At 65.1% G+C, this 13,238-nt stretch carries 11 protein-coding genes; 4 read left to right on the top strand and 7 right to left on the bottom strand.

All coding sequences use genetic code 11. The features are described 5' to 3' along the window. Positions 1-124: 124 nt before the first annotated feature. Complete coding sequence (locus tag JQ586_RS16060; RefSeq protein ID WP_212395562.1) at positions 125-1,099, top strand: Ku protein; 975 nt, start codon at positions 125-127, stop codon at positions 1,097-1,099. A 46-nt stretch (positions 1,100-1,145) separates the two neighbouring features. Further along, positions 1,146-1,376, top strand: coding sequence for a hypothetical protein (locus tag JQ586_RS16055; RefSeq protein WP_212395561.1), 231 nt, complete (start codon positions 1,146-1,148; stop codon positions 1,374-1,376). A 24-nt stretch (positions 1,377-1,400) separates the two neighbouring features. Here the strand turns inward: JQ586_RS16055 and JQ586_RS16050 are convergent, their stop codons facing one another. Further along, positions 1,401-1,565: a Flp family type IVb pilin gene (locus JQ586_RS16050; RefSeq protein WP_212395560.1), complete on the bottom strand. Its 165-nt coding sequence runs from the start codon at positions 1,563-1,565 to the stop codon at positions 1,401-1,403. A 262-nt stretch (positions 1,566-1,827) separates the two neighbouring features. Here JQ586_RS16050 and JQ586_RS16045 point away from each other — a divergent pair, with 262 nt between their 5' ends. After that, positions 1,828-3,519, top strand: coding sequence for a thiamine pyrophosphate-requiring protein (locus JQ586_RS16045; protein ID WP_312016975.1), 1,692 nt, complete (start codon positions 1,828-1,830; stop codon positions 3,517-3,519). 19 nt (positions 3,520-3,538) lie between these two features. After that, a complete protein-coding gene (locus tag JQ586_RS16040; protein WP_212395558.1) occupies positions 3,539-4,753 on the top strand; it encodes an NAD(P)/FAD-dependent oxidoreductase in 1,215 nt (404 codons plus the stop codon). Between the two features lie 66 nt (positions 4,754-4,819). Here the strand turns inward: JQ586_RS16040 and JQ586_RS16035 are convergent, their stop codons facing one another. The 6 genes from JQ586_RS16035 to JQ586_RS16010 all read right to left on the bottom strand — a co-directional run bounded on the left by JQ586_RS16035 (position 4,820) and on the right by JQ586_RS16010 (position 13,230). Then, positions 4,820-6,061, bottom strand: coding sequence for an ABC transporter substrate-binding protein (locus tag JQ586_RS16035; protein ID WP_212395633.1), 1,242 nt, complete (start codon positions 6,059-6,061; stop codon positions 4,820-4,822). Between the two features lie 63 nt (positions 6,062-6,124). Next, positions 6,125-7,609 (bottom strand): ATP-binding cassette domain-containing protein, encoded by a 1,485-nt coding sequence (locus tag JQ586_RS16030; protein ID WP_212395557.1) that lies wholly within the window; start codon positions 7,607-7,609, stop codon positions 6,125-6,127. Next, positions 7,609-8,535: a branched-chain amino acid ABC transporter permease gene (locus JQ586_RS16025; protein ID WP_212395556.1), complete on the bottom strand. Its 927-nt coding sequence runs from the start codon at positions 8,533-8,535 to the stop codon at positions 7,609-7,611. The genes JQ586_RS16030 and JQ586_RS16025 overlap by 1 nt, the downstream gene beginning before the upstream one ends. 1 nt (position 8,536) lies before the next feature. Next, entirely contained in the window at positions 8,537-9,412 is an 876-nt protein-coding gene (locus JQ586_RS16020; RefSeq protein WP_212395555.1) for a branched-chain amino acid ABC transporter permease, read from the bottom strand. A 92-nt stretch (positions 9,413-9,504) separates the two neighbouring features. Beyond that, positions 9,505-10,740 carry an ABC transporter substrate-binding protein gene (locus JQ586_RS16015; protein ID WP_212395632.1) on the bottom strand — a complete coding sequence of 412 codons (1,236 nt, stop codon included), beginning with the start codon at positions 10,738-10,740 and terminating at the stop codon, positions 9,505-9,507. An 885-nt stretch (positions 10,741-11,625) separates the two neighbouring features. Beyond that, entirely contained in the window at positions 11,626-13,230 is a 1,605-nt protein-coding gene (locus tag JQ586_RS16010; protein ID WP_212395554.1) for an MDR family MFS transporter, read from the bottom strand. Between the last annotated feature and the right edge of the window lie 8 nt (positions 13,231-13,238).

Below are 13,238 nucleotides of genomic sequence, written 5' to 3'. Positions count from 1 at the left end.
CAAACCGGCGCAGGGCGAAACCACGGTTAACGTCGTTGCCAGATTCAACCGGGGGCGATGTTTCAAAGGCGGGTTCCCGGTGTTATCTTCTTTCATTCCGTCGGTTGCGTAATCGGAGTTTGCCATGGCCCCCCGCGCCAACTGGAAAGGCTTCCTGCGCCTTTCGCTCGTGACCTGCCCGGTTGCCCTGTACCCGGCGACGTCGGATACCGAAAAGGTCTCCTTCAACCAGATCAACCGCAAGACCGGCCACCGCATCAAATACGCCAAGGTCGACGCCGAGACCGGCGAGGAGGTCGGCTCCGACGACATCATGAAGGGCTACAAGGTCGACACCGACACCTATATCGAGGTGACCAAGGAAGAGCTCGACGACATCGCGCTGGAATCCACCCGCACCATCGAGATCGACGAGTTCGTCCCCCGGTCCGAGATCGACAGCCGCTATCTGATCCGCCCCTATTACCTGATCCCCGACGGCAAGGTCGGCCATGACGCCTTTGCAGTGATCCGCGAAACCATCCGCAGCCTCGGCAAGGTCGCGATCGGGCGCGTGGTGCTGACCAACCGCGAGCACATCATCGCGCTCGAGCCGCTCGACAACGGGCTGATGGGCACCCTGCTGCGCTACCCCTACGAGGTGCGCAGCGAGAAGGAATATTTCGACGACATCCAGGACGTGAAGATCACCAAGGACATGCTCGACCTCGCCAAGCATATCGTCGAGCAGAAGTCCGCCGACTTCGATCCGGAGGAGTTCGAGGACCGCTACGAGCAGGCGCTGATCGACCTGATCAACCAGAAGCGCAACGGCATCAAGATCGCAAAGCCGGCACCGAAGTCGGACGGCAATGTCATCAACCTGATGGACGCCCTGAAGAAGAGCCTCGCCAACGAGAAGGCTGCGCCAGCCGCCAGGGGCGAGACCAAGGCAAAGGGCAAGAAGCCGAAGAAGCGTGCCGAGGGTCAGCGCGAGATGCTGCTGCCGATCTCGGGCAGCGGCAAGCGCGAGCCCAAGGAGGTTGCCAAACCCGAGCCGAAGAAGGCCGAGAAGCCGGTGCGCGCACAAGGCAGCGCACGCGCCAAGAAGGCGAGCTGACGGGTCAGGCCGCGGAGACCGATGACCGCCATCGACCACGCGTAAGATGCCCTGGTCGACGCCGTTCGACGATCCGATTCCGCTCCGCCGCGGCAGCCTGGTGACGTTGCAGCAGGCCGCCGACTACATCATGAAATTGCCCGAGGACGCCCAGCAGGAGCCGCGCTGGCAAATCGCGGTCGAGCACCTGATCCATGCGGCGGAACAGGGTGGTGGCTGGCTGATGTTTGCACGGATTGCGATGCTGCGCGCGCTCAACGGGGACGGTGAAGGTTGAAGCAGCGTCGGCGAGCCGGCGGCGCTACTTGATCGCCGCGCTCATCGCCGAGAAGCGGCCGCTCAGATTGACGCCGATGCCGTTGACGCCGGCAACGATCAGGATGCTCAGCCCGGCGCCGATAATGGCGTATTCGATCGCCGTCGAGGCGACCTCATCGCGAATAAACCTTGCGAGCAACGAACGCATTGAAAGCTCCTGTCGACGCCAGCGGATATTTGCCCGCGCAGGAAAAATACGCCAGCCAAACTAGGTAACATTGGTTGACGCCGCATTGACGGACAAGATGAACGATCGCTTAAAGGTTGCAGAGGATTTCGTGCCTATCCCGGGCCGGGTGATCCCGCCCCTCCCGCCCCGAGGCGGCCGGGCTGGCTCGCGAACGCATATCAGAACTACCTGATCGGACCGTGGCCGGCGCTTTACCGGTCCTCCGGAATCCTGTTCCCTTATCGGACAGGACGACAACGAGGCCGGAGCAAACCGGCCGCATCTCAGGGAGACCGTCATGAAGCTCGGCGCCGCGATTGCGGAAATCATGAAGCGCGAGGGTATCGAGATCCTCTGCGGCTATCCCGTCAACCATCTGATCGAATACGCAGCCAATGCCGACATCCGGCCCGTCATGGTGCGCCAGGAGCGGATCGGCATGCACATGGCGGACGCCATCTCCCGCGTCACCTCGGGCCGCACCATCGGCGCCTTCTGCATGCAGCACGGCCCGGGCGCCGAGAACGCGATGGGCGGCGTCGCGCAGTGCTACGGCGAATCCGTCCCCGTGCTGGTGCTACCGATGGGCTATGCGCGCCGGCTCGCCAATGTCGATCCGAACTTCAACTCCAGCCAGGCGATGAAGGCGTTCTCCAAATCGTCGGAGCCGATCAACCTCGCTTCCGAGGTCTGCAACATCTTCCGCCGCGCCTTCACCAGACTGAAGAACGGCCGCGGCGGGCCGGTGATCGTGGAAATCCCCGCCGACATGTGGAACGAGGAGGTCGCCGAGCCCTTGAACTACACGCCGGTGCTGCGCACCCGCTACGGCGCCGACCCGGTTCATGTGAAGGAAGCCGCCGCCCTGCTCGTCAACGCCAGGCGCCCGGTGATCTATGCCGGCCAGGGCGTGCACTATGCCAGGGCCTGGCCGCAGCTGAAGCGGCTCGCCGAGCGGCTCGCGATCCCCGTCACGACGAGCCTCGGCGGCAAGTCGTCATTCCCCGAGACGCATCCGCTGTCGCTCGGCTCCGGCGGCCTCGCCGTGCCGCGCGCGGTGCCGAAATTCCTGGGGGATGCCGACGTCATCTTCGGCATCGGCTGCTCCTTCACCGAGACCTCGTTCGGCATCGCGATGCCGAAGGGCAAGACCATCATCCATTCGACGCTCGATCCGAACCACATCAACAAGGATGTCGAGGCCAGGGTCGGCCTCGTCGGCGACGCCGGCCTCGTGCTCGACGCGCTCCTCGAGGAGATCGGCAAGACCGTGACCGCGGACCGCGACGCCGGCGCGGTCGCCGCCGAGATTGCCGCTTCCCACAAGGAGTGGCTCGCCAAATGGCTGCCGAAGCTGACCCACAACGAGGCGCCGCTCAATCCCTACCGCGTGCTGTGGGACCTCCAGCACACGGTCGACATCCACAACACCATCATCACCCATGACGCCGGCAGCCCGCGCGACCAGCTCTCGCCGTTCTGGAAGTCGGTCGAGCCGCTGTCCTATATCGGCTGGGGCAAGACCACGCAGCTCGGCTATGGCCTCGGGCTTGCGATGGGTGCCAAGCTCGCGAAGCCCGACAAGCTCTGCATCAATGTCTGGGGCGATGCCGCGATCGGCTTCACGGGCATGGACTTCGAGACCGCGGTGCGCGAGCGCATCCCGATCATGTCGATCCTGCTCAACAATTTCTCGATGGCGATCGAGCTCAAGGTGATGCCGATCTCGACCGAGAAATACCGCTCGACCGACATCTCCGGCGATTACGCCGCGATGGCCCGCGCCTTCGGCGGCCATGGCGAGCGGGTGACCAGGCCTGAGGACATCATCCCCGCAATCAGGCGTGGCATCCAGAAGACGCAGGAAGGCGTGCCGGTGTTGCTGGAGTTCATCACCAGCAAGGAGACCGAGGTGTCGCGGCCGGGAACGTGAGGTCGGCAGGGAGGCAGTGATGGCACGTATCCTGGTGCTGGGCGCCGGCTTTGCCGGCCTGTGGGCCGCGCTCGGCGCCGCGCGCAAGCGCGACGAGATCGGCGCGCGGGCTGATGACACCGAGATTCTGGTGGTCGACCGCAACGCCTACCACAACATCCGGGTGCGCAATTACGAGGTCGATCTCGGCGATGTCGCGCTGCCGCTGGCCGGGCTGCTCGATCCGGTCGGCGTGCGCCACAGAGTGGCAGACGTCGAGGCGATCGATCCCGCGAAGCGGCAGGTCGTGGTCAGGACCGATGCCGGTGCAGAAGTCCTGACCTATGACCGGCTGGTGCTGACGACTGGCAGCGAGCTGGTCCGCCCCGCCATCCCCGGCCTCGCCGCCCATGGCTTCGATGTCGACACCTACGAAGCCGCCGTCAAGCTCGACGCACATCTCGCCGCGCTCGGCCGGCAGCCGCCGTCAGCGGACCGTGCGACTGTCGTGGTCGTGGGTGCCGGCTTCACCGGGATCGAGGTCGCGACCGAGATGCCGGACAAGCTCGCTCGCGCCGGCATCACCGGCGAGCGCCACGTCATCCTGATCGATCCCAATCCGGTGGTCGGCGCGACCTTCGGCGCGCATGGACGTCCCGTGATCAACGAGGCGCTGTCCGCGCTCGGCGTCGAGACCCGGCTGAACGTCCGGGCCGGCGCCGTCGACGCCGGCAGCATCACGCTCGATAGCGGCGAAATCATCGCGACACGGACCGTGGTCTGGTGCGCCGGCATGCGCGCCAGCCCGCTCGCCGCAGATTTGCCGGTCGCGCACGACCGGCTCGGCCGCCTCGCCGTGGACCATTTCATGCGCGCCGATGGTCTCGTGGACGTGTTCGCCGCCGGCGATGTCGCCGCCTGCCTGATCGACGGCGCGCATCCGACCGTGATGTCCTGCCAGTTCGCACGGCCGATGGGACGCTTCGCCGGCCACAACGTGGTCGCGGACCTCTTTGGCGAACCGCTGTTGCCGCTCACCATCGACTGGTACGTCACCGTGCTCGATCTCGGTGCCTGGGGCGCGCTCTACACCACCGGCTGGGACCGCGAGGTGCACACCACGGGCGCAGCAGCGAAGGCCACCAAGCAGACCATCAATCGCGAACGGATCTATCCGCCGCGCAACGGCGATCGCGCCGCGCTGCTCGCGGCAGCAGCGGCGACGATCCAGGCGGCGCCAAGGACGCGGACGTAATCGCTGGCTGCGAACTCTCCGCCGTCACTGCGAGGAGCGTGCTCGCAACGACGGTCGGAGGTCTGATCACTGCGACAGCTTCACGAAATCCGGAAACTTCAGCTTCCCCTCCGCGATCGCCTTCGGCCAGACCGTGATCTGCTTGCCGTTCTGCCACTGGAACACGAGGCCAGTCACGGCGCCCGGGCCCGACTTGATGCCGTGGGTGAACTCGTCGTCCTTGCCGTAGAACTGGATCTTGCCGATCGTGCCCTCGAAGTTGGTCTTCTCGAGCTCGGCGACCATCTTGTCCGGATCGGTCGAGCCGGCACGCTGGATCGCTTCCGCGATGATGTAGACATCGTCATAGGCGGTGTAGCCGGTATAGGCCGGCGGCGTGCCGTACTTCGCCTTGAACGCCGCCGCGAACGGCTTCGTCTTGGGCGTCACGGCGACGTCTGGCGTTGCCACCGCAAGCGACGGCACGCCTTCCGCCGCGCCGTTGGTGTCGCCCCAGAAGGTCGGGCTCAGCGCCTGCGCGCTGATGCCGAACATCGGGATCGGCACCTGCTGGTTCTTCCACTGCACCGTCGGCTGCACGCCGACATGGGAGATGCCGGTGACGATCACGTCGGGCTTCTTGCTCTCCATGTTGTTGAAGATCGGCGTGAAGTCGGTGGTATCGGGCGAGAAGCGCACATGCTCGACCACCTTCAGCCCGGCCTTCGGCAGGCAGGCCTCGTAGCCGACATCGAGCGGCTTGGTCCAGGCGGCGTCCTCGCTCATGATCGCGGCAGTCTTGAACTTGAGCTGGTCGACGAGCAGCTCCTTGGCGGCGTCGCAGACGAGCTGGGCCTGGGCGGCCGAGGTCAGGTAGCCGTGGAAAGTGTACTTGTTCTTCTCATAGTCGTTGTGGATCGCCTTGGTGATCTCGTTCGAGGCCGCGCCGGGCGTGATCAGCGGCATCTTCAGCCGCGCCGCCCACGGCTCCAGCGCCAGCACCACCTCGCTGATATAGCTCGCGATCACGGCCGAGACCTTGTCCTCGCTGACCGCGCGCTGGAAGGCGCGCACCGAGTCCGCCGACGAGCTCTTGTTGTCGTAGGTCACGATCTCGATCTTGCGGCCCATCACGCCGCCCTTGGCGTTGATCTCGTCGGCCGCGATCTGCGCGCCGCCCGGCGTCGCCGCACCCGCGATCGACTGCACCTCGGCGATGACGCCGATCTTGATCGGATCCTTGGACTGCGCATAGGCGGGCGCGGCGAGGCACAGCGCGAGCGCCGAAGCCAGCGGCAACAACGCGCCGGCGCGGCCGGCATAGGACATGCGTGACATGATGATCTCCCTTTCTTTGCTTTGTTATTGTCAGTCGTCGAGAACAACCGGGAACTACAGGAAGTCGGCGCCGGCCTCCGCGGCGAAGCGGCCGGGATCGCCTTCCCAGACGATCCGCGCGTGCTCGAGCACATAGACGCGGTCGGCATGCGGCAGCGCGAAGGTCACGTTCTGCTCGCCAAGCAGCACCGTGATCTTGGTGGTCTGGCGCATCTTCTCCAGCGCCTTCGACAGCAGCTCGAGGATGACGGGCGCCAATCCAAGCGTCGGCTCGTCCAGGATCAGGATCTGCGGCTGCATCATCAGGGCGCGGCCGATTGCCAGCATCTGCTGCTCGCCGCCTGACAGCGTCTGCGCCATCTGGCCCTGGCGCTCCTTCAGGATCGGGAATAGCTCGAACAGCCAGGCGAGTTGCTTCGCCCTCGCCGCGTCGTCGAGATGCTGGCCGCCCAGATCGAGATTCTCGCGTACCGTCATCTCGCCGAACAGTTCGCGCGATTCCGGGCACTGCACCAGGCCGCTTCGCGCGATCTTCGCCGGGCCGGTGCCGCGCAGCTTCTCGCCGCCGCGAATGATCTCGCCGGTGTAGGGCAGGAAGCCCGAGATGGTGTTGAACAGCGTGGTCTTGCCGGCGCCGTTGAGGCCGACCACGGAGACGAACTCGCCCTCATGGACGTGGATCGAGACATTCTCCAGCGCCTGCGCCTTGCCGTAATGCACGCTGACGTTCTCGACCTGCAGCAGCGGCGTCTTGTCCTTGAAGCTGGTTTCGGGCCGCGCGTGAGTTTCGATCGCGCCACCGAGATAGACCCGCCGCACGGTCTCGTTCTTCATCACGTCCTCGGCGCGGCCGGTCATGATCTCCTCGCCGAGATACATCGCGAGCACGCGATCGACCAGGGCCGCGACGCTCTTGACGTTGTGATCGACCAGCATCACCGCGCGGCCCTCGTCGCGGAAGCTGCGGATCAGGGCCGAGAACACGCTGACCTCGGCGCTGGTCAACCCGGCAAAGGGCTCGTCGACCAGCACCACTTTCGGATCACGCGCGATGGCCTTCGCCAGCTCCAGCCGGCGCAGATCGGCGAACGGCAGGGTCGGCGGTCGGCGGTCCATCACGGCGCCGAGGCCGACGCGCTCGGCGATCCATTTGGCGCGCTCGGTCAGCGCCTTGACGGGAAACAGCATGAACAGGCTGTCGGGCAGCAACGCGACCATGATGTTCTCGAGCACGGTCTGCCGGTTCAGCGGCCGCGAGTGCTGGAACACCATGCCAAAGCCCTTGCGCGCGATCTTGTGCGCAGGCAGTCCGGCGACGTTCTCACCCTCGAAGATCACGTCGCCCGATGTCGGGCGTTCGATGCCCATCACGCTCTTCATCGCCGTCGACTTGCCCGATCCGTTCGGCCCGATCAGGCCGAGGATCTCTCCGGGATGCAGCGCGAAGCTCAGATTCTTCACAGCGGTCAGGCCGCCGAATCGCTTGGTGAGGCCGCGGACGGTCAGCGTTGCATTGGTCGAGGAGACAGTCTGATCCATTACGAGCGCGCCTCGCGTGACAGGGCCGCTCCGAGGAAACCGCCGGGGAAGAACAGGACGACGAGCAGCGCCACCGCCGAGACGATGAAGGTCGCAAGCTCGCCGGTCGGCCGCAGGAATTCGCCGGCGACGATCAGGAAGATGGCACCGAGCGCCGCCCCCAGCACCGTGCGCCGGCCGCCGAGTACCGCCGAGACGATCACGTTCACGCCGACGGCGACGTCGACCACGGTGCCGACCGAGGCGGTGCCGAAGTAGAACACCAGCAGCGCCCCCGACAGCCCCGAGAAGAACGCGCTGACGATGAAGGCCGCCAGCTTGTGCTTGACGATGTTGAAGCCGAGCGCGCCGGCCTGCACCGGATCCTGCCCGCTCGCCTGCAGGACAAGGCCGACAGGCGATTGCGACAGGCCGTACAGGATGGCTGCGCTCACGGTCATGAAGCCGAGCGCGATCCAGTAATTCGCTCCGGCATTGATGGTGATGACGTCAGGGATGGTCAGGCCGATCTCGCCGCCGGTGAGATCGGCGAACACCACGACGAAGTTCTGCAGCATCAGCACCGCGACCAGCGTGGTCAGGCCGAAATACGGCCCCCTCACCCGCAGCGCCGGCAGCGCCAGCACGAAGCCCGCGACGACGGAGGCGAGCGCGCCGAGCAGGATGCAGAGATATACCGACCAGCCGAACTGGTTGTTGAGGATGCCGGCGGTGTAGGCGCCGACGCCGATCAGGAAGGTCGGCCCGAAATTCACCTCGCCGGCGAAGCCGAACAGCAGGTCCCAGGCCATCGCGAACACGCCGAAATAGAACGCGACCGTCAGCAGCCCGAGGATGTAGCCGGAGACGTAGAACGGCAGCGTTGCGGCAATCACCACGCAGGCCAGCGAGATGAAGAACAGGCGCGAGGTAAAGAAACCGGCCATCTCAGCGCCTCCCCAAGAGGCCCTGGGGCCGGATATACATCACGACGACCAGCAGCAGCAGCGCCGGAATGGTGCGGTAGGCCGGCGACACCAGATAGGCCGTCACGGTCTCGAGATAACCGACGACGAAGGCTGCGATCAGCGAGCCGGAGACGCTGCCGAGGCCGCCGAGCACCACGATCGAGAACGCGCTGGCGGTCAGCGGCCCGACGCTGTAGGAGCTGACGCCCAGGAACATGCCGAGCAGCACGCCGGCGATGCCGGCCAGGATGCCGTAGATCGCCCATACCACGACATAGATGCGGGTGAGCTCGAGGCCGAGCAGCGTAACGCCGCGCGGGTTCATCGAGGCCGCCAGCACCGCCTTGCCGGTCCGCGTGCGGTTCACCAGTATCCAGAGCAGGCCGATGACGAGGCAGCAGACGATCGCGGTGAAGATCTCGTTCCGCGGCGTGCGCACGCCGAAGATGTCGACCACGCCCTCGACGATCGGCAGCACGGTCTTGGCGTTGTTGGTGAAGAAATAGGCAATCAGCTCCTGGATCATGATCCCCCACAGCAGGGTGCCGGTGAGGACGAAGATCTCCTTTTCCTCATTGGGTATACGCCGGGAGTTCTGGATCGGCTTCACGACCGCAAAATAGGTCGCGAACGCCACCACCAATGCGACGGCGACGCCGAGCAGCGCGCCGGAGTAGGTGTCGAGGTGCAGCACGCTGGCGGCGGCCCAGGCGGCGACCGCTGCGGCCACCATGATGGCACCGTGAGAGAGATTGAGAACGCCGGAGACACCGAAGATCAGGGTGAAGCCGGTTGCGCCGAGCGCATATAACGCACTGATGGCAAAGCCATCGATCAGGATCTGTAACGCTTGCATCGATGAGTGGCCGCGGCAGCGGAGCTGCCTGTTGTGGGGAACGCGTAAAAGGAAAACGCTCCCGGGAGAGGCCCGGGAGCGTCATTCCTCGGTCAATTCGCGGTAACCTTGATGAAGCTCGGGAACTTGAGCTCGCTCTTGGCGACCTCCTTGGGCCAGACCGCAACCTGCTTGCCGCTCTGCCACTGCAGCATCAGTCCGGTGATCAGGCCCTTGCCGTACTTGATCGAGTGGGTGAACGGGTCGTCCTTGCCGTAGAACTGGACGCGGCCGATGGTGCCTTCCCAATCGGTCTTCTCCAGCGCCTCGACCATCTTGTCGGCGTCAACAGAACCGGCGCGCTTCACCGCGTCGGCGATGTAATAAACCTCGTCATAGGAGGTGTAGCCGGCATAGGACGGGTAGTTGCCGAAGCGCTTCTTGAAGTTTTCCGCGAACGGCACCGACTTCGGCGTCACCGCGACGTTCGGACCCGAGACGCCCTGATAGAGCACGCCTTCGGCTGCGTCATTGGTATCCTTGCCGAAGGTCTCGTTGGTCGCCTGAGACGAGATGCCGAACATCGGGATCGGCACCTGCTGGTTCTTCCATTGCACCGTCGGCTGCACACCGACATGCGAGATGCCGGTGATGATCACGTCGGGTTTCGAGCCCTCGATCTTGTTGAAGATCGGCGTGAAGTCGGTGGTGTCGGGCGAGAAGCGGATGTGGTCGACGACCTTGAGCCCGATCTTGGGCAGGCATTCCTCGTAGCCGACGTCGAGCGGCTTGGTCCAGGCGGCGTCCTCGCTCATGATGACCGCGGTCTTCATGTGCTTCTGATCGACCAGGAGTTCCTTGGCGGCGTCGCAGACCGACAGCGCCAGCGCCGCCGAGGTCAGGTAGCCGTGGAAAGTGTACTTGTTCTTGTCGTAGTCGGCGTGGACGCTCTTGCTGATCTCGTTGGAGGCCGCACCCGGCGTCACGAACGGCGTCTTGAGGCGCGCCGCCCAGGGCTCGAGCGCCAGCACCACCTCGCTGATGTAGCTGGCGATGACGACGTTGACCTTGTCCTCGTTCACCGCACGCTGGAACGCGCGCACCGAATCCGCCGAGGACGAATGATTGTCGTAGGAGACGATCTCGATCTTGCGGCCGTCGATACCGCCCTTGGCGTTGATCTCGTCGGCGGCCATCTGTGCCGCCTGCGGGATCGACGCGCCGGCGATCGCCTGCGCCTCGGCGATCACGCCGATCTTGAGTGTGTCGGCAGCCAGCGCTCCGGTGGGAGCTACCGCGGCCAAGCCCAATGGAAGGGCCAGGGCAGCCACTCCGGCGAGATGCTGCATCGCATGAAAGGGCACGCGGGATGATCTCTTCACTCTGTCTCACTCCTCTTTTTTTCGGCTGCTTCGAGCTTTTCGGCCGCGACTATAGCCGTGACATGACGCGCAGCAAGAGAAACCGCATGCAGATCGCCATGCGTGGACGACAACTAAAGTAGTGGTCAGCGCTGATACTGTGAGCAAAGTTGAGGCAGTACGCGCGTGGCAGAATTGGAGGGTGGATGGGCGAGCGCGTGGAACGGTGCCAATCACTGATTTGCCCGACGGCGCAAGCCCCCATTGCAGAAATATTTCGGTTTATCAGTAGGCAAAATCAGTGTATAGAATTTGTCGTCTCACCCGCTCGAGGGGCGCTTCGCGATCGTCACGAACGTGGTGGTGGGATGCGGTGGACGCCGAGGTGCGCGCGACGAATGCACCAGAGCGGACGGCGAAATCGTGCAGGCCTGACGCCCTAGTGGCAGGTGTCCTGTCAGCAAGAGACCAAGGTCTCTTGCTGACGGCGGTGACAAAAAAGCCCAGTCTCACCGGGGAGAGCACGTATAAGCCGTAACCCATCGCGCAGGGAAAGCCGGGTTGTTCCCGGTTACACCTGTGGTCCTACCCCCGTGCTTTCTACCTTGCACGGGGCCCATGGGTGCGATCGGCACCCGGCTTTCCCTGCGCCCTCTGCTCACAGAGCGGCGAAACGAAATGCAAAGCTCGGGCAAACATGTCGCGAGAACGCGAAGCTGCGTACTCATCCATTGCTGTCATCGCCCGCGAAGGCGGGCGATCCCGTACGCCGCGGCCAATCGGCTCAAGCACGACTGTCTCTGGAATACTGGGTCGCCCGGTCAAGGCCGGGCGATGACACCAAGGGTGCTGCGGTTCGAGTGGGCCGCCGCCCTACTCCGCCATCTGCACCGGCGCCGCGGCGGGGCCGGCGAGCGGGCGCTCTTCCATCGTGATCATGCAGATTGCGGCGGTGGTCAGCAGCACGGCGGTGGCGCCGAACACGTAGCGGAAGGCGGTGATCATGGCGGCCACGGGAATCGAACTCACCACACCGGCACCCGCCGCATGATGCTCGCCTGCAAGCGAAACGTCGGGCCCGAGCGTCATCAGCAGGATCGCCGCGAAGGCGGCCACCGTGAAGGAGGCCATCAGCGCGCGGAAGAAGTTCATGGCACCGGTGACGGTGCCGACCTGGGCACGCGCCACCGAGTTCTGCAGCGACACCACGCTGACCGGGAAGGTGGTGCCGAGCCCGAGCGCGAACACGCTCATCACGACCAGGAGGCCCCAGAGCGGCAGCGTCGTCACCGCCATCACGACGGCGCCGGCCGCGGCCACCGAGGTGCCGACGATCGCAACGCGCTTGTAGTGCCTGACTTTCGCCATGGTGCGACCAGCGATCGCCGCGCCGCAGGTCGAGATCGCGGCGAGCGGGATCAGCGCAAGGCCGGCTTCACTGGCGGTGAGGTGATAGACCACCTCGTAATAGAGAGGCAGGTGCACGGTGAGCCCGACCATGGCGCCGAGCGCGCAGCCGCCCGCGCCCATCGCGAAGGGCACCACCGAGCCACCGAGCAGCGACAGCGGCAGGAACGGCTCGTCGGCGCGCCGCGCGTGCCAGACGAAGCTGCCGGCGAGCGCGATAGAGGCGCCGAGCATCGCCGCGATGGTGGGCGACAGCCAGGGGAAACGGGTACCACCCCAGGTCAGGACCAGCATGAACACGACGGCGGAGGCCATCAGCAGGACGCCGCCGAGCCAGTCGACCTCGCGCTTGCGGTGGAACACCGGAATCTTGCTCATCTTCGGCAGCAGCAGCGCCAGCGCAGCGGCTGCGAGCGGCAGGTTGATCCAGAAGATCATCGACCAGTGCAGGTGCTCGGCGAACACGCCGCCAACCACCGGGCCGAGAATGCCGCCGGCCATCCAGACGCTGGAGAAATAGGCCTGGTAGCGTCCACGCTCACGCGGCGAAACCACGTCCGAGATCACGGTCTGGACCACGGGCATGATGCCGCCGCCACCAAGCCCTTGCAGGCCGCGGGCGAGGATCAGCATGGTCATGCTGGGCGCGATCGCGCACAGCACCGAGCCGGCCACAAACAGGCTCAGCGAGGTGATGATCATGGCGCGGCGGCCATAGATGTCGCTCAGGGTACCGAATACCGGCGCCACGGCGGTGGACGCCAGAAGATACGCGGTGATGACCCAAGAGAGGTTGGTGACGTCCTGGAACTGGCGACCGATGGTCGGCAGCGCGGTCGCGACGATGGTCTGGTCGAGCGCCGCCAGGAACATCGTCAGCATCAGGCTGATCACGATGGTACGGACTTCGTCGTGACCAAGCGCAGTCGGCGGCGCGAGCGGCGGCGCTTCGCTGAGTTCGATCACTTCGCTGGGAAGTCGGGAGATCTCTTCGGCAATGTCCCCGGCAATGTCTTGGGGCAATGCCTGTCGGGCGGCAGGAAAACGGCTCTGCCGTTCATACTTGTTCATTTCGGGCG

The sequence above is a fragment of the Bradyrhizobium jicamae genome (genome assembly GCF_018130215.1).
Lineage (GTDB): Bacteria > Pseudomonadota > Alphaproteobacteria > Rhizobiales > Xanthobacteraceae > Bradyrhizobium > Bradyrhizobium jicamae_A.
The sequence above is the reverse complement of the archived record's forward strand: the minus strand, read 5'-3'. Positions and strand labels throughout refer to the sequence as shown.

Coding starts and splice junctions, on each gene's coding strand:
- JQ586_RS16060 (WP_212395562.1), top strand. CDS start 125: ATGGCCCCCCGCGCCAACTGGAAAGGCTTCCTGCGCCTTTCGCTCGTG.
- JQ586_RS16055 (WP_212395561.1), top strand. CDS start 1,146: ATGCCCTGGTCGACGCCGTTCGACGATCCGATTCCGCTCCGCCGCGGC.
- JQ586_RS16050 (WP_212395560.1), bottom strand. CDS start 1,565: ATGCGTTCGTTGCTCGCAAGGTTTATTCGCGATGAGGTCGCCTCGACG.
- JQ586_RS16040 (WP_212395558.1), top strand. CDS start 3,539: ATGGCACGTATCCTGGTGCTGGGCGCCGGCTTTGCCGGCCTGTGGGCC.
- JQ586_RS16035 (WP_212395633.1), bottom strand. CDS start 6,061: ATGTCCTATGCCGGCCGCGCCGGCGCGTTGTTGCCGCTGGCTTCGGCG.
- JQ586_RS16030 (WP_212395557.1), bottom strand. CDS start 7,609: ATGGATCAGACTGTCTCCTCGACCAATGCAACGCTGACCGTCCGCGGC.
- JQ586_RS16025 (WP_212395556.1), bottom strand. CDS start 8,535: ATGGCCGGTTTCTTTACCTCGCGCCTGTTCTTCATCTCGCTGGCCTGC.
- JQ586_RS16020 (WP_212395555.1), bottom strand. CDS start 9,412: ATGCAAGCGTTACAGATCCTGATCGATGGCTTTGCCATCAGTGCGTTA.
- JQ586_RS16015 (WP_212395632.1), bottom strand. CDS start 10,740: ATGCAGCATCTCGCCGGAGTGGCTGCCCTGGCCCTTCCATTGGGCTTG.
- JQ586_RS16010 (WP_212395554.1), bottom strand. CDS start 13,230: ATGAACAAGTATGAACGGCAGAGCCGTTTTCCTGCCGCCCGACAGGCA.